Origin of the sequence: Pseudomonas sp. CFBP 13711 (assembly GCF_014842265.1) — a bacterium.
GTDB lineage: Bacteria > Pseudomonadota > Gammaproteobacteria > Pseudomonadales > Pseudomonadaceae > Aquipseudomonas.
Window position 1 is genome coordinate 1 of the sequence record NZ_JACYVI010000008.1, and the last position, 15,384, is coordinate 15,384.

The 15,384-nt window shown below is 61.8% G+C and carries 12 protein-coding genes and 1 pseudogene; all 13 read right to left on the reverse strand.

Annotated elements, in window-relative coordinates:
* Positions 1 to 538 precede the first annotated feature (538 nt).
* Positions 539 to 1,672, reverse strand: a complete 1,134-nt coding sequence (locus IFT47_RS15790) for a sensor histidine kinase (RefSeq protein ID WP_192173462.1) — start codon at positions 1,670 to 1,672, stop codon at positions 539 to 541.
* 273 nt (positions 1,673 to 1,945) lie between these two features.
* On the reverse strand, positions 1,946 to 3,646 hold the full coding sequence (gene ureC, locus IFT47_RS15795) for an urease subunit alpha (protein WP_172610566.1): 1,701 nt from the start codon (positions 3,644 to 3,646) through the stop codon (positions 1,946 to 1,948).
* A gap of 141 nt (positions 3,647 to 3,787) precedes the next feature.
* On the reverse strand, positions 3,788 to 4,093 hold the full coding sequence (locus tag IFT47_RS15800) for an urease subunit beta (RefSeq protein WP_065987755.1): 306 nt from the start codon (positions 4,091 to 4,093) through the stop codon (positions 3,788 to 3,790).
* A pseudogene (locus IFT47_RS15805) lies at positions 4,090 to 4,628 on the reverse strand (N-acetyltransferase family protein). The gene IFT47_RS15800 and the pseudogene IFT47_RS15805 overlap by 4 nt, the downstream one beginning before the upstream one ends.
* Positions 4,629 to 4,654: 26 nt before the next feature.
* Positions 4,655 to 5,206 (reverse strand): GNAT family N-acetyltransferase, encoded by a 552-nt coding sequence (locus tag IFT47_RS15810; RefSeq protein WP_192173461.1) that lies wholly within the window; start codon positions 5,204 to 5,206, stop codon positions 4,655 to 4,657.
* A 61-nt stretch (positions 5,207 to 5,267) separates the two neighbouring features.
* The gene (locus tag IFT47_RS15815; protein ID WP_020293711.1) at positions 5,268 to 5,570 is read right to left on the reverse strand and encodes an urease subunit gamma; all 303 of its coding nucleotides are present in this window, start codon (positions 5,568 to 5,570) and stop codon (positions 5,268 to 5,270) included.
* A 197-nt stretch (positions 5,571 to 5,767) separates the two neighbouring features.
* Entirely contained in the window at positions 5,768 to 6,613 is an 846-nt protein-coding gene (locus tag IFT47_RS15820) for an urease accessory protein UreD (protein ID WP_192173460.1), read from the reverse strand.
* Positions 6,614 to 6,662: 49 nt separating this feature from the next.
* Positions 6,663 to 7,361 (reverse strand): urea ABC transporter ATP-binding subunit UrtE, encoded by a 699-nt coding sequence (gene urtE, locus IFT47_RS15825; RefSeq protein WP_192173459.1) that lies wholly within the window; start codon positions 7,359 to 7,361, stop codon positions 6,663 to 6,665.
* A 144-nt stretch (positions 7,362 to 7,505) separates the two neighbouring features.
* Entirely contained in the window at positions 7,506 to 8,360 is an 855-nt protein-coding gene (gene urtD / locus IFT47_RS15830; RefSeq protein ID WP_192173458.1) for an urea ABC transporter ATP-binding protein UrtD, read from the reverse strand.
* Positions 8,357 to 9,436 (reverse strand): urea ABC transporter permease subunit UrtC, encoded by a 1,080-nt coding sequence (gene urtC, locus IFT47_RS15835; RefSeq protein WP_192173457.1) that lies wholly within the window; start codon positions 9,434 to 9,436, stop codon positions 8,357 to 8,359. The genes urtD and urtC overlap by 4 nt, the downstream gene beginning before the upstream one ends.
* The gene (urtB, locus tag IFT47_RS15840) at positions 9,436 to 11,025 is read right to left on the reverse strand and encodes an urea ABC transporter permease subunit UrtB (RefSeq protein WP_192173456.1); all 1,590 of its coding nucleotides are present in this window, start codon (positions 11,023 to 11,025) and stop codon (positions 9,436 to 9,438) included. The genes urtC and urtB overlap by 1 nt, the downstream gene beginning before the upstream one ends.
* 184 nt (positions 11,026 to 11,209) lie before the next feature.
* Positions 11,210 to 12,475 carry an urea ABC transporter substrate-binding protein gene (urtA, locus tag IFT47_RS15845; RefSeq protein WP_192173455.1) on the reverse strand — a complete coding sequence of 422 codons (1,266 nt, stop codon included), beginning with the start codon at positions 12,473 to 12,475 and terminating at the stop codon, positions 11,210 to 11,212.
* Positions 12,476 to 12,724: 249 nt separating this feature from the next.
* Positions 12,725 to 15,325 carry a dermonecrotic toxin domain-containing protein gene (locus IFT47_RS15850; protein ID WP_192173454.1) on the reverse strand — a complete coding sequence of 867 codons (2,601 nt, stop codon included), beginning with the start codon at positions 15,323 to 15,325 and terminating at the stop codon, positions 12,725 to 12,727.
* Between the last annotated feature and the right edge of the window lie 59 nt (positions 15,326 to 15,384).

The following is a 15,384-nucleotide window of genomic DNA, read 5'->3' on the forward strand; positions in this document are numbered from 1 at the left end:
TTCTGTATTTCTTGGTCATGATCGTTCCTCAATGGGTACAGTTTCCCCCATTGAGGTGTCCGGGGTCATTAGGCCAGCTCAGATAGCGATCTTCCTGCTGACGACGTCATTGTGGGAGTGAGCTTGCTCACGAGTAGGCCCTTCCATCCGCTACATCTTCGGCGGCAGGACTGCCGCCTTCGTGAGCAAGCTCACTCCCACAAGTGCTGCGTTTCTGCCAGATAGCGATCTTCCTGCTGACGACGTCATTGTGGGAGCGAGCTTGCTCGCGAAGAGGCCCTTCCATCCGCTACATCTTCGGCAGCAGGGATGCAGTCTTCGTGAGCAAGCTCACTCCCACAAGTGCTGCGTTTCTGCCAGATAGCGATCTTCCTGCTGACGACGTCATTGTGGGAGTGAGCTTGCTCACGAATAGGCCCTTCCGCTACATCTTCGGCAGCAGGACTGCCGCCTTCGTGAGCAAGCTCACTCCCACAGGTATCGAGTGCCCCTGCAACAGCGCGGTGTTTGGCCGATAGCGATTCCGTGCAACCGCCTGCTAGCCTTTCTTCGGCAATTCCACGGTAAACGTCGTGCCGTCACCAACGTTCGACACAACCGTGATGCCGCCGCCATGGGCGTTCACCACTTCTTTTACGATGAACAGTCCCAGGCCCAGGCTGGTGGACGGGTTGTGGATGCCGGCCTTTTCATTGGCCGAGCGCACCAGCGGGTCGAAGATGCTGCCGATGGCTTCTTCCGCAATCGGCTCGCCGTCGTTGTGCACCGAGAGGCTCACGTGGTTTTCGCTGCCGGTGAGCGTGACGGTGACCCGACGCGTCGCCGCGCCATGCTGCAAGGCGTTGCCAATCAGGTTCTGCAGCAACTGCGCGATGCGCGCCTGATCCCACTCGCCCCGGGTCTCACCGGTGCTGGTGAACACTGCGTTGCAATCGGGCTGCCCCGCCGTGGCCGCGTCAATGGCTTCACGGCAGGCGAGGGTCATCTCCATCGGCTTGCGTTCGACCGGCAACGTGACGCCGAGACGGCTTCGAACGAACTCCAGCAAATCGCTGATCATCGTTCCCATCAACAGACTGCTGCTCTTGATGCGCTTGATATACGCAAGATCGGCGTCCGTCAGCGCGGTTTTGCGCATCAGCACTTCGGACGACATGCCGATGGCCTGCAAGGGCGCGCGCAGGTCGTGGCCGAGAATGGCGAGAAAGATGTCACGGGAACGCGTCACGCGATCGGCGTAGGCGGCCGTCGACTCGGCCAGGGCTTCGTCGATGGCTTCGTTGAAGCGAATCATGTCAGTGAGGTGACTGGCCTGCGGCTCTTTCTGGCTTTCTGCCCAAAAGCGCACGACCGTGGCCCGAAGGTGACGGAATTCAGACGTCATCTGCACCAGATCAAACCCGACGATATGCCGCAGCTCGCCATGACTGGAGGCGGCCTGGTCGAGTGTCGGGGTTTTGCCGATGTCTTCGCCCTGAGCCTTGGCGATGCGCTCGGCCTTGGTCTGGGCGGTGTTCATGTCACGCGCCGCCGCGAGAAGGATCGCCTCGGCGTGGTCGCGCAGCTCGACTGAACTCATCTGGGCGGCTGCGGGCGTCAGCGTGGCCGCAAACCGTTCCCACTCATCGACGATGCGATCCACATTCTGAACGATGAAGTCCGAAAGACGCATGGGGGACTACCTTGCTGGCGGGGCGCTGAATGAGAGCGCGCATAGTACCGCCATGTTGTTGCAGGAAGCATCACGCATTTGCGTGCGCTTCCTCTTAGTGTTGGCTTGCCGTCCAGTTGAAGCGCTGTCAGGCAGCCAAAACAAGCCATGTAGGAGACCGGGGTCGCGCCCCACCGTGCTCACGAAGGCGGCATTTCAGCCACTGAAAGAGTGGGTGGATGCGCCGGCCCCTTCGCGAGCAAGCTCGCTCCCACAACAAAGTGAGTTCTGCGCTTAGAACAGAAAATACCGCTGCGCCATCGGCAAGACCTCGGCCGGCTCGCACCACAACAGCACGCCGTCGGCCTTGACCTGATACGTCTGCGGGTCCACGTCGATGTTCGGCAGGTAGTCGTTGTGGATGAGGTCGGCCTTGGTCACGCTGCGGCAGCCCTTCACCACGCCAATCTGTTTCTTCAGCCCCAGCTGCTCCGGAACGCCGGCATCAAAGGCCGCCTGGCTGATGAAGGTCAGGCTGCTGGCGTGGAGCGAGCTGCCGTAGCTGGCGAACATCGGGCGGTAGTGAACCGGCTGCGGGGTCGGGATCGAGGCGTTGGCGTCGCCCATCAGACTCGCGGCAATGGAGCCGCCCTTGAGGATGAGGGTCGGTTTCACGCCGAAGAAAGCCGGGCGCCAGAGCACCAGGTCCGCCCATTTGCCCACTTCCACCGAGCCCACCTCATGGCTGATGCCGTGGGTGATCGCCGGGTTGATGGTGTATTTGGCGATGTAGCGTTTGGCGCGGAAGTTGTCATTTCCCTCGCCGTCACCGGGTAATGGCCCGCGCTGGCGTTTCATTTTGTCGGCGGTCTGCCAGGTGCGCATGATCACTTCGCCGACGCGGCCCATGGCCTGGCTGTCGGAGCTGAGCATCGAGAATGCGCCCAGATCATGAAGAATGTCCTCGGCGGCAATGGTTTCGCGGCGGATGCGGCTCTCGGCGAACGCGACGTCTTCGGCGATGCTCGGGTCCAGGTGATGGCAGACCATCAGCATGTCCAGGTGCTCGTCGATGGTGTTGCGGGTGAACGGCCGGGTCGGGTTGGTCGAGCTCGGCAGCACGTTAGGGAAGCCGCAGGCCTTGATGATGTCCGGTGCGTGACCGCCGCCGGCGCCTTCCGTGTGGTAGGTGTGAATGGTGCGGTTCTTGAACGCCGCCAGGGTGGTTTCGACGAAGCCGGATTCGTTCAGGGTGTCGGTGTGGATCGCTACCTGCACGTCGTACTGATCAGCGACGCTCAGGCAGTTGTCGATGGCTGCTGGCGTGGTGCCCCAGTCTTCGTGCAGCTTGAGGCCGATGGCGCCGGCCTTGACCTGCTCGATCAGCGGCTCGGGCAGGCTGACGTTGCCTTTGCCGGTGAAGCCGATGTTCATGGGGAACGCTTCGGCGGCCTGCAGCATGCGCATCATGTGCCACTTGCCGGGCGTGACCGTGGTCGCGTTGGTGCCCGTCGCCGGGCCAGTGCCGCCGCCGATCATGGTGGTGACGCCGCTCATCAGCGCTTCTTCAATCTGCTGCGGGCAGATGAAATGGATGTGGGTGTCGACGCCGCCGGCGGTGAGGATCATGCCTTCGCCTGCAATCACTTCGGTCGCCGCGCCGATGGCGATGGTCACGCCGGGCTGGATGTCCGGGTTGCCGGCCTTGCCGATGGCAGCGATGCGCCCGTCCTTGAGACCGACGTCGGCTTTGACGATGCCCCAGTGATCGACGATCAGTGCGTTGGTGATCAGCGTGTCGACGACTTCGGCAGCCACGCCCTGGCCCTGGCCCATGCCGTCACGAATGACCTTGCCACCGCCGAACTTCACTTCCTCGCCATAGACCGTGAAGTCCTGCTCGACCTCGATCCACAGCTCGGTGTCGGCCAGACGCACACGGTCGCCGACAGTGGGGCCGAACATGTCGGCGTAGGCTTGTCGGCTGATCTTCATACTTCGTTCCTCGAATCAAAGCGGCAAGCCTCAAGCGGCAAGCTGCGAGTAAAAGCGAATGTTGTGTACGCCGCGGACTGCTGTGCTTGGCGCTTGTAGCTTGGCGCTTGCAGCTTGACCTGGCTGGAAAGTGAACGCGTTTTACAGTTCACCCATAACTCTTCCGGCAAACCCGAAAACCCGCCTCAACCCGGCCAGGTCCACCAACTCCACTTCCCGCGCCTGCCCTGGCTCGAAGCGCACGGCGGTGCCGGCCGGGATGTTCAGGCGCATGCCCCGGCTGGCGGCGCGGTCGAAGGTCAGGGCGTCGTTGGTCTCGAAAAAATGAAAGTGCGAGCCGACCTGAATCGGCCGGTCGCCGCTATTGGCGACGCTGAGGGTGATGGTGCGGCGACCGGCGTTGAGCTCGATGTCGCCGGGCTGGATCTGGTACTCACCAGGGATCATGCGCTCTTCCTCGACAGTAACTTGTAGTAAATGGCCGTGGCCTTGTATTCGCCGTCAGGGTTGCAGGCGTAGTCCGGCAGCAACCCCGACAGCTCGTAACCCAGCGCGCGATAGAAATCTTCAGCATCGGAACCTGCCAGCGTGTCCAGAAACAACAGCCCGCGCTGATGCTGCTGCGCGGCCTGTTCCACGGCGGTCATCAATTGAGTTGCCAGCCCGCGCCGACGCGCCTGACTGAGCACCAGCAATTTCTGCACCTCGGCGCGGTTCAGGCCGTTGGCCTTCTGGCACAGCGCCAATTGCACCGTCGCCAGCACCTGGTCTTCTTCTGCCACCACCCACAGAGCAGCACGTTGCCCTCCCTTACCTCGGCTTTGACGCCGTCCCACCAGTCGGCAGCCTCCTCGGCGCCTAGATCCGCCATGAACCCGACCGACGCGCCGTCTTGCACGGCGTCGAGCAATAGCGCCACCAGGCCCGGGCGGTAGTGGGCAAAACTTTCTGGCGTGACGCGGCGTAAGTGGGCGGCATTCATGGACGAAATCCTTTCAGAATGAACATTCAGGCGACAGGCTTGATGCCGGGCGCTTGCAAGGGTGGAGCAGAGGCGCCGGGCGACAGGTCCAGCTGCATGAAGGTCAGGTCCAGCCAGCGGCCGAACTTGGTGCCGACCTGGGGCATCTGCCCGGTGGTGATGAAACCCTCGCGCGCGTGCAGGTGAATCGACGCCGCGTTTCCGCTTTCGATAGCCGCGACCATCATGTGCTTGTCGCAGGCGCGGGCCCGTTCGATCAGCGCTTTCATGAGCAGCGGACCCAGGCCGTTGCCCCGTTGATCGGTACGCACGTAAACCGAGTGCTCGACGGTGTGGCGAAAGCCTTCGAATGGCCGCCAGTCGCCGAACGACGAATAGCCCAGCACCTGATCGTCGGCGTCGACCGCCACCAGAATCGGGTATGCCTGGGCCTGGCGCGCGGCGAACCAGGCTTCGCGGTTGGCGAGATCCACCGGCTGCTCGTTCCAGATCGCCGTGGTGTTGAGCACGGCGTCGTTGTAGATGGCCAGCACGGCCGGCATGTCCGTCAGCAGTGCGTCACGAATCGAATAGGTCATGTTCGTTTCCACGGGTTCCTGTGTGGCTGTTTCAGTGGGCATCTCAGCGTCGATGCGCCGCTCAGGCAATCGGTTGATGCACGGTGACCAGCTTGGTGCCGTCCGGAAAGGTGGCCTCGACCTGAATTTCCGGGATCATTTCCGGGATGCCCTCCATCACCTGTTCACGGGTCAACAGAGTGGTCCCGTAGTGCATGAGGTCGGCAACGGTCTGGCCGTCCCGCGCACCTTCCAGCAGGGCGGCGGAGATGAAGGCCATCGCTTCCGGGTAATTGAGCTTCACACCGCGTGCCAGCCGCCGCTCGGCCACCAGGCCTGCGGTGAAGATCAACATCTTGTCTTTTTCGCGTGGTGTCAGGTCCATGGATTTTGTCCGTCTTAAATAACTGAATAAGTCAGCGCTGCAATGTATCTGTAGGAGTGAGCTTGCTCGCGATTGCGGTGTGTCAGAGACATGTTCCTATCTGACGGATCGCAATCGTCCGGATGCGGCCCAGACCAAACTCACTGCTACAGGATGTCTATGCGTGCCCCGAGGGAGCGGGTCGGGCAACGCGTCCATCAAGTGCTCCAGATCCTCGGCGCTACCGCTTCCCGGCCCAACAAGGCAGGGCGCAGCAGCTTCCATAATGCAATCAGCCAGGCCCGAGCATGCAGGGCTTCGTCTGCCAGGCAACGGGCGATGATCAGCCCGGGCAGCTGGCTCAGGTCGCCGCGCACGGGTGAATGTTCGGCCAGCTCGCGGCAGCGCTCCATCAACTCAGCGTCGATTTCCCCGGTCACGATCAGCGTTGCGAACACCGGTTTGCCGCCCAGGCCGATCGGCGAATCCAGCAAGCCGTCATTGCCGACAATGCGCTGGCGCTCGTGCCACAACAGCTGGCCATCGCGCCGAATATCCAGATGTGCCTGAAAGTGGCCGTGATCGAAGCGCTCGCCACTGGCCGGTCGGCCCAGCGCAACCACATCCCAATAAAACAGCCGGGCGTCGCCTTCAAGGTCGATCCGCGTGGTCAATTCAGCCTTGGCCTCGCTGAACACGATGCTCTCTTGCGGCAGCCATTCCAGCGTGCCCCCTGCCGCGACTTTGATGTCCAGTTGTTGATAAGCCGGACCCGCCGCGCGGTACCACTTCGCTGCGCCGGGGCTGGTCAATTGCGCCCAGGCGTTGGCACCGACGCTGGCGCTGATGTCCAGCCGGTCGCCGCCGGCAATGCCGCCCGGCGGGTGAACGATGATGTGCTGGCAGACCTGCGGGCCTTCTGCGTACAGATGCTTTTGCACCCGCAACGGACCTTTATGGCGTCGCTGGGTCGGGCGCGTGCTGTCGCCGAAACGCCCATACGCCAGCTCCAGCTCGGCATGCCAGCTGGGGGTGAACAGGGCGGTGTGGGCAGGAAGATTCATAAGTCGATTATCGTGTTATCGAAGGACCGTACCTTAGCTGATCGGCGCATCAAATGGTGACTAGGCCCCGAACGCCTTCGGCCTCCATGTGTTCGCCGCGGCCCTGCTGGACGATCTCGCCGCGGGACATGACGATGTACTGATCCGCCAGTTCGGCGGCAAAGTCGTAAAACTGCTCGACCAATAGAATCGCCATGTCACCACGCGCCGCGAGCTTTTTGATCACCGCGCCGATTTCCTTGATGACCGAGGGCTGAATGCCTTCGGTGGGCTCGTCGAGAATCAGCAGGCGAGGGCGACTGGCCAGGGCGCGACCGATCGCCAGTTGCTGTTGCTGACCGCCGGACAGGTCACCACCACGCCGGTGCTTCATCTGCAGCAGCACCGGGAACAGCTCGTAAATGAACGGCGGGACTTCCTTGGCCTCTGAGCCCGGGAAGCGCGACAGGCCCATCAGCAGGTTTTCCTCAACGGTCAGTCGGCCGAAAATCTCCCGGCCCTGGGGCACGTAGGCGATCCCGGCATGCACGCGCTGGTGGGGCTTGAAGCCGGTGATCGGCTTGCCTTCCCACTGCACCACGCCCTCTTTGGCGGGCAGCAGCCCCATCAGCACTTTCAACAACGTGGTCTTGCCCACGCCGTTGCGACCGAGCAGGCACGTGACCTCGCCAATTTTTACGTCAAACGACAGGCCTCGGAGGATGTGGCTGCCGCCGTAGTACTGGTGGAGCTTTTCGACTTGGAGCATGGCCAGTTTCTCAAGAAATCCTATGATCGTTCCCACGCTCTGCGTGGGAACGCCGCATCGGGCGCTCTGCGTCTGCTTCATGACGCGGAGCGTCACCGGATGCATTCCCACGCGGAGCAAGGGAACGATCAGCAGATCGGAGGTTTACCGCCCCAGATACACCTCAATCACCCGCTCATCCGCCTGCACGTCTTCCAGCGATCCTTCCGCCAGCACGCTGCCCTGGTGCAGCACGGTGACGTGGTCGGCGATGGTGCCGACGAAGCCCATGTCATGCTCGACCACCATCAGCGAGTGCTTGCCGGCCAGGCTCTTGAACAGCTCGGCGGTGAATTCGGTTTCGGCGTCGGTCATGCCAGCGACGGGCTCATCGAGCAGCAGCAATTGCGGATCCTGGACCAGTAACATGCCGATCTCCAGAAACTGTTTCTGGCCGTGGGACAACAGCCCGGCGGGCCGTGACATCGACGCGGTCAGGCGAATGGTTTCCAGCACCTCGTCGATGCGGTCGCGCTGTTCGCCGTTGAGCTTGGCCCGCAGGCTGGCCCACACCGATTTGTCGGTCTTCTGCGCCAGCTCCAGGTTTTCGAACACGCTCAGCGCTTCGAACACCGTGGGTTTCTGAAACTTGCGCCCGATCCCGGCCTGGGCGATCTGCACTTCGCTCATCTTGGTCAGATCAAGGGTTTCGCCGAACCAGGCCTTGCCGTGACTGGGGCGGGTCTTGCCGGTTATCACGTCCATCAGCGTGGTCTTGCCCGCACCGTTGGGGCCGATGATGCAGCGCAGCTCGCCAACGCGGATGTACAGATTCAGATCATTGAGAGCCTTGAACCCGTCGAAGCTGACGCTGATGTCTTCCAGCGTCAGGATCGTGCCGTGCAGGGTGTTCAGCCCCTTGCCGGCAACCTGCCCGAGACCGATGGCGTCGCGGCTGGTACCGGCATCGCTGTTCGGGTCGAGCACCGGATCGAATGCGGGCGTCGGAGTGCTTTTCATTGCTCGCCCCTTTTCTTGATCAGGCCGATCACGCCTTTGGGCAGATACAGCGTCACCACGATGAACAGCGCGCCGAGGAAGAACAGCCAGTATTCAGGGAAAGCCACGGTGAACCAGCTCTTCATGCCATTGACCACACCGGCGCCGAGCAGCGGGCCGATCAGCGTGCCGCGACCGCCCAGGGCGACCCAGACTGCTGCTTCAATGGAGTTGGTCGGCGACATTTCGCTCGGGTTGATGATGCCGACCTGGGGCACATACAACGCCCCGGCCAGGCCGCACAACACGGCGCTCAACACCCAGACGAACAGCTTGAAGCCGCGCGGGTCGTAGCCGCAGAACATCAGGCGGTTCTCCGCATCGCGCACGGCGGTCAACACGCGGCCGAACTTGCTGCGCGCCAGACGCCAGCCGACAAACAGGCTGCCCGCCAGCAACGCCACTGTCAGCAGAAACAACACGGCGCGGGTGCCCTGGGAGGTGATGCTGAACCCCAGAATGCTGCGAAAGTTGGTGAAGCCGTTATTGCCGCCAAAGCCGGTTTCGTTGCGGAAAAACAGCAACATGCCGGCGAAGGTCAGGGCCTGGGTCATGATCGAGAAGTACACGCCCTTGATCCGCGAACGGAAGGCGAAGAAGCCGAACACCAGTGCCAGCAACCCCGGCGCCAGCACCACCAGGCACATGGCCCAGAGGAAATGCTGCGTGCCGACCCAGTACCACGGCAGTTCGGTCCACGACAGAAAGGTCATGAACGCCGGCAGGCTGTCACCCGACGCCTCGCGCATCAGGTACATGCCCATCGCGTAACCGCCCAGGGCGAAGAACAGCCCGTGGCCCAGGGACAACAGGCCGGCGTAACCCCAGACCAGATCCAGCGCCAGCGCGACGATCGCGTAGCAGAGGATCTTGCCCACCAGCGTCAGCGTGTAGGCCGACACCTGCAGGCCGTTGCTTTCAGGCAGCAGGGACAACAACGGCAGGGCGATCAGCAGCGCAAGAATCACCGCGCCGACCGCGACCGTGATTTTGGTGCCGGCGCGTTGCGCGGCAGTGACCATCAATGGCTGATTCATCAGTCGATCACCCGTCCTTTGAGTGCGAAGAGGCCTTGCGGACGTTTCTGAATGAACAGAATGATCAGCGCCAGGATCAGGATCTTGCCCAGCACCGCGCCGATCTGCGGTTCGAGGATCTTGTTGGCGATGCCCAGCCCGAAGGCCGCCGTGACGCTGCCGGCCAGCTGACCGACGCCGCCGAGCACGACCACGAGGAAGGAGTCGATGATGTAGCTCTGGCCCAGGTCAGGGCCGACGTTGCCGATCTGGCTCAGGGCCACGCCGCCCAGACCGGCGATGCCGGAGCCGAGCCCGAAGGCCATCATGTCGATGCGCCCGGTGGGCACGCCGCAGCAGGCGGCCATGTTGCGGTTCTGGGTGACGGCGCGCACGTTCAGGCCCAGGCGTGTTTTGTTCAGCAGCAGCCAGGTCAGCACGACGACAAACAGCGCGAACGCAATGATGACGATGCGGTTCCAGGGCAGCACGAGGTTGGGCAGCACTTGAATGCCGCCCGACAGCCATTCCGGGTTGGCCACTTCGACGTTCTGCGCGCCGAACACCACGCGAATCAGCTGAATCAGCATCAGGCTGATGCCCCATGTCGCCAGCAGTGTTTCCAGTGGGCGACCGTACAAGTGGCGAATGACCGTACGCTCCAGCGCCATGCCGATGCACGCAGTCACGAAAAACGCGATCGGCAGCGCCACCAGCGGATAGAACTCAAGGACGCCGGGGGCGTAGCGCTGAAACATCATCTGCACGACGTAGGTGGCGTAGGCGCCGAGCATCAGCATCTCGCCGTGGGCCATGTTGATCACGCCGAGCAGGCCGAAGGTGATCGCCAGTCCCAGCGCCGCCAGCAGCAGAATCGACCCGAGCGACAGGCCGGCGAAGGCTTGCCCGAGGATCTCGCCGAACATCAATTTGCGTTTGACCTGAGCCAGGCTGGTTTCGGCCGCCAGGCGCACGGTAGCGTCGGTTTCGACGTTGGGTTCGAGCAGGGTTTCGAGACGGGTGCGGGCCAGTGGATCACCGGTTTCACCGAGCAGACGCACGGCGGCGAGCCGCACGGTGGGGCTGATGTCGACCAGTTGCAGATTGGCCAGCGCCAGGGTCAGGGCGGCGTGAACGCTGTCGTCCTGTTCGCTCGCCACTTGCTGCACCAGCAAGGGCAACTGCGCCGGACGGGCGCTTTTTTGCAGCACCTGCGCGGCAGCCAGACGGACTTTCGGGTCGGCGGCTAAAAGCTGATGGCTGGCCAGCGCGGTGTTGATCAGGCCGCGAAGGCGGTTGTTCAGGCTGATGGCTTGGGGCGCATCGGGGTTGGGTGCATCGGCCACCGCGGGGGCGTCCGGGTCGACGGCGATAAAGCTGTCGCCGTTCTGAATGAACGCCCGGTTGCTGCTGTCGGCAGCGACGCGGCCATCCTGCAGGGCAACCAGCAACTCGACGCGCGCCGGGTCAGGCCTGGCGGCCCAGCTTTCCAGCAATTGGGCGCGCTCGGAGGAGTCGGCCGCAACAAAGTCGCCGGCCTCGCTGGCGTGGGCGGCGAAGGGCAGCCACAGGCACAGCGCGAGAATAAGGTGGTGGAAGTATCTGGGCATATCGAATCCTGAGAGCACCCGCATGACGTAACGTCAGACGAGGAACCTGTAGGAGTGAGCTTGCTCGCGATGGCGGTATACCAGCCGACATCATCGTCACAGGCAGATCGCGATCGCGAGCGAGCTCACTCCTACAGGGATAGGTTCAGCCGGAACATTCAACCGACCGTTTACCCTGTTTTCCTTAGTTGCTCTTCACCGCGTAGTCAGGCTTTTTGTCGTTGCCCGGAATGAACGGGCTCCACGGCTGGGCGCGAATCGGTTCTTTGGTCTGCCAGACCACATTGAACTGACCGTCGGCCTTGATCTCGCCGATCATCACCGGCTTGTGCAGGTGGTGGTTGGTTTTGTCCATGGTCAGGGTGAAGCCCGACGGCGCGGCGAAAGTCTGGCCAGCCATGGCTTCGCGGACTTTATCCACGTCGGTGGACTTGGCTTGCTCCACCGCTTGCGCCCACATGTGGATACCCACGTACGTGGCTTCCATCGGGTCGTTGGTCACGGCCTTGTCGGCGTTCGGCAGGTTGTGCGCCTTGGCGTAGGCCTTCCAGTCGGCGACGAACTTGGTGTTGACCGGGTTCTTCACCGATTCGAAGTAGTTCCACGCGGCCAGGTTGCCCACCAGCGGCTTGGTGTCGACGCCGCGCAATTCTTCTTCGCCGACCGAGAACGCCACCACCGGTACGTCGGTGGCTTTCAGGCCCTGATTGCCCAGCTCTTTATAGAACGGCACGTTGGAGTCGCCGTTGACCGTGGAGATCACAGCGGTTTTGCCGCCTGCCGCGAACTTCTTGATGTTCGACACGATGGTCTGGTAATCGCTGTGACCGAACGGGGTGTAGACCTCTTCGATGTCCTTGTCCGCCACACCTTTGGAGTGCAGGAACGAGCGCAGAATCTTGTTGGTGGTGCGCGGGTAGACGTAGTCGGTGCCCAGCAGGAAGAAGCGCTTGGCCGCGCCGCCGTCTTCGCTCATCAGGTATTCAACCGCAGGAATGGCCTGCTGGTTAGGCGCGGCGCCGGTGTAGAACACGTTCGGTGACATTTCTTCGCCTTCGTACTGCACCGGGTAGAACAGCAAGCCGTTCAGCTCTTCAAAGACCGGCAACACCGATTTGCGCGACACCGAAGTCCAGCAACCGAACACCACGGCGACCTTGTCCTGGGTCAACAACTGACGACCTTTCTCCGCAAACAACGGCCAGTTCGACGCCGGGTCGACCACCACAGGCTCAAGCATCTTGCCGTTGACGCCGCCCTTGGCGTTGATTTCATCGATGGTCATCAGCGCCATGTCCTTGAGCGAGGTCTCCGAGATGGCCATGGTGCCGGACAAAGAATGCAGAATGCCGACCTTGATGGTCTCGGCCGCCTGAGCGGTCCAGGTCAAACCCATCGCTGCGATCGATGCAGACAAAGTGAACGCTTTCAGCAAACTACGACGCTTCATTGGCTAGCTCCATTCTTTGATTTTTTTAGATGACGGCTGTTGGCGGTGCAGAGTTGAGTCTGCTTAGGCTTTAGCAAACGCTGGGCCAAGGCCGCGCGCGTCGCAAAATGGAATGAAAAAGTCGCCTGCACAGGGCGCCCCGCACCAATGTGGATCGGTGCGAGTCAGGTGGTGCGTCAGGCGCGCCCAACTGGTGCGATCCCTTTGGAGCCGCAAGGCTGGGTGGTCTGACGCGATTGGCGAGAAGGGCTACCTCACAAAAAGCTCACGCTCGCCGGTGAACAGATCGAATGTTTCGTACACCAGCCTGTCCGGCGCGGTGAAATAGGCGAACGTTTCTCCGTTCACCTCTCTGAACGCCCTGAGTTGCAGGCGGGTGCCGGGCGGGATGGCGACGTGATCACCGAGAAAACCCGAGAACATGTTTTTCTTCGGAACCGACGGCGCGAAGATCAGAAACACCGGATGCGTATTGCTCGGCGCCGGGTCAGTCACGAAGCTGTCCAGGCTCCAGCGCACGGCATTGGTTCGGCTGATCGACGCCGATTGCACGCCCGCATCCACGAACACCGCACCGAGCTCGCGTCGCAATTGCTGCAAGCCCTCGTCTGTTACGTGCGCGGCGCGGAACGCATCGCCTTTCCATGAGCGCAGGCGGTGGAACTGGTTGAGGAATGCCTGCGTGCGGGGCGTTCGCGCGCCGGTTCTCAAGAGTCGGTTGATCTCGGCCGAGCCGCCTTCGATATAGTCGAGCAGTTCGGGGTAGAGCTCCGCTTTGGCGTGGTTCGCGAGGGCCAGGAAGCGCGGTTCATCAAGGGACGGTTCAGTGATGGAAATGCCTTCAATTGGAGTAGGCCATCCGTTGAGCAATCGGCTCAAGTCATGCCGGGCCTGTCGGTCGGCCTGTGGACTCAGGCGCACGACCGGTTGCGAGACCTTCTTCCAGCCCCCGGCGCTTGACCGGACGACATATTCATCCTCATGAATCAGTAGCGCTGGATCGCGAAGATAGGGGCGATACAGGCGAGATCGTCCGAACAGGTTGAAGCGTCGAGCCACGTAACCTGTTTCAGAACCGAAGGTGATTTCGGTGAATTTGTTCGGGTCCAGCCGCGTGACCATGCCCGACTCCGCAAAGAAGGGCGCACCAGCGGGTGACAGCATATAGCCGATTTGCACCTGCCCATGGCGTCCGGTGCGGCGGACCAGATGCGGGCGTTTTATCATCGCCAGTTGAGGCCCCTTCAGCGCTGCGGCGCTTGCTCGACCAATCCCGGCAGTCAGCAAATAACCGGCCGCGTCCATAAACTCTTGGGCTGCACCCTCCCAGTCGTCTTCATCCACTTTTTGAAAGCCGCTCCAGGCGTTGTAAAGGCCCAGCCCCAGTGCGAGCGGAACCATGACCGGCGGGGGCAACAGCAGCAGTGCGATGCTCACGACCATGTCGAATACCTGCTTTCGGGAATTGCCACCACCAGGCTGGACCAACAGGGATTTCGCTTCTTCTTTCAGTTGGCGGATCCTGATCCTGAAATGCTCGTCAAACAGGTCGCCGGTCTGCGTCACGAAGACCACTGGCTTTATCAAATGGGACGGGGCGGGAAATGGACCTGGCAGCGACGTCAACGCGTCTGGAAAGCGCCAGTGCTTGAGCCACTCCTCATAATCGAGCATCACCCGGGCCAGGCGCCTGTCGGCCAATGGCATCAACCTCGCCACGTAGGATTTGTACACGTCTTGTTCCAGAAACGCCTGGGTGAGATGGAACATGCTGTCAAAGGTGCGGAACACCACGTTATCCGGCGCGTTAAGCGTGCAAAGGGTCAGAGGCCCCCTGTCGAATTTGCCGACCGGGGCAATCAGCATGATGTCCGGGATTTTTACCCCGCTGATCTGCAGTAATCGCACCTCGATCCTGACCCCGTCCACCCCCTGACGCCGCTGTGAATCGGGACCGTCCAGTACCGCTTTGATCCACGCCAGCCGGTTTTCAGGAAAGCCGTTCAGCTCACTCTCGATATACGCCATGCCCAGGCGCGCCAACAGCAACTCGCGGTGCTGATGCTTCAACTGGTCAGCGAAATCAGAGTGGTCAAAGTGTTCGGCAAGGTAGTCATCCAGTCGCTTTGGCATGTCGATTCGCGCCAGCAGCTCGCGCGTGAATTCTGCGGAGAGACCCGGTACTTCTGCACCGTGCCCGTCTGCAGCCCGCAACTCGCTGGCATCCTGAGCGGTCACCCGCAGTGCGTTGTCGTGGGCCAGGGCGTGCAGTGAGAAGGTCTGCGAGTGAGTCTCGGTTTCCATCACGGTGATAGGGTAAAAGCGCACCGGGATGGGCTGGTGGAACATCGCCGTTACCACAATCTTTCGGGGCGACAGTTGAATGTTTTTCTCCGCCAGTGCGGCGCTGACCGTCGCATCGGCGTAAGCCCTCAGGACGTGCAGGCTGTCAGCTTGTGGTGTGTTGAAGTGATCAAGGCTGATGCGCCGGATTGCGCGGATCGCCTGCGCGTACACCGTCGCGTGTCGCGCCCATTCGACGTGCTGATCTTCATTCATCCGTTGCCACCACTCAGGCATCTGCTCGCGCACCACATCGCAATCCAGCAGGCGCTCGATGCGGTGGTTATCGAACAGCTGTTCCGAGGCCATCAGCTCGAAAATCAGCCGCTGGAATGAGGGTTGATCCAGCCTGAGGGACTGGGCGATTTTCACCGCGTGATCAAAGTCGGCCTTCTGTTTGATGATCTGCAATGTCAGCAGCAGGCTCATGAAATTGTTGCCCAGCCTCTGCAAGCTCCAGCGCAGAGCGGGCTGCGCGTTTTCAACGCCGGGAAGCGCCAGTGCCACTACGTCATCGAGCGTGAGATGGCTCAGCAGCCGACCGCGTTGAGTGTCCTCGGCAAGGC

What these genes read in the sequence shown, in the direction of transcription:
- IFT47_RS15790 (WP_192173462.1), bottom strand. Translation starts at nt 1,672, where the DNA reads ATGCGTCTTTCGGACTTCATCGTTCAGAATGTGGATCGCATCGTCGAT.
- IFT47_RS15820 (WP_192173460.1), bottom strand. Translation starts at nt 6,613, where the DNA reads ATGAATCTTCCTGCCCACACCGCCCTGTTCACCCCCAGCTGGCATGCC.
- IFT47_RS15800 (WP_065987755.1), bottom strand. Translation starts at nt 4,093, where the DNA reads ATGATCCCTGGTGAGTACCAGATCCAGCCCGGCGACATCGAGCTCAAC.
- ureC (WP_172610566.1), bottom strand. Translation starts at nt 3,646, where the DNA reads ATGAAGATCAGCCGACAAGCCTACGCCGACATGTTCGGCCCCACTGTC.
- urtE (WP_192173459.1), bottom strand. Translation starts at nt 7,361, where the DNA reads ATGCTCCAAGTCGAAAAGCTCCACCAGTACTACGGCGGCAGCCACATC.
- urtA (WP_192173455.1), bottom strand. Translation starts at nt 12,475, where the DNA reads ATGAAGCGTCGTAGTTTGCTGAAAGCGTTCACTTTGTCTGCATCGATC.
- urtD (WP_192173458.1), bottom strand. Translation starts at nt 8,360, where the DNA reads ATGAAAAGCACTCCGACGCCCGCATTCGATCCGGTGCTCGACCCGAAC.
- IFT47_RS15810 (WP_192173461.1), bottom strand. Translation starts at nt 5,206, where the DNA reads ATGACCTATTCGATTCGTGACGCACTGCTGACGGACATGCCGGCCGTG.
- urtB (WP_192173456.1), bottom strand. Translation starts at nt 11,025, where the DNA reads ATGCCCAGATACTTCCACCACCTTATTCTCGCGCTGTGCCTGTGGCTG.
- IFT47_RS15815 (WP_020293711.1), bottom strand. Translation starts at nt 5,570, where the DNA reads ATGGACCTGACACCACGCGAAAAAGACAAGATGTTGATCTTCACCGCA.
- urtC (WP_192173457.1), bottom strand. Translation starts at nt 9,436, where the DNA reads ATGAATCAGCCATTGATGGTCACTGCCGCGCAACGCGCCGGCACCAAA.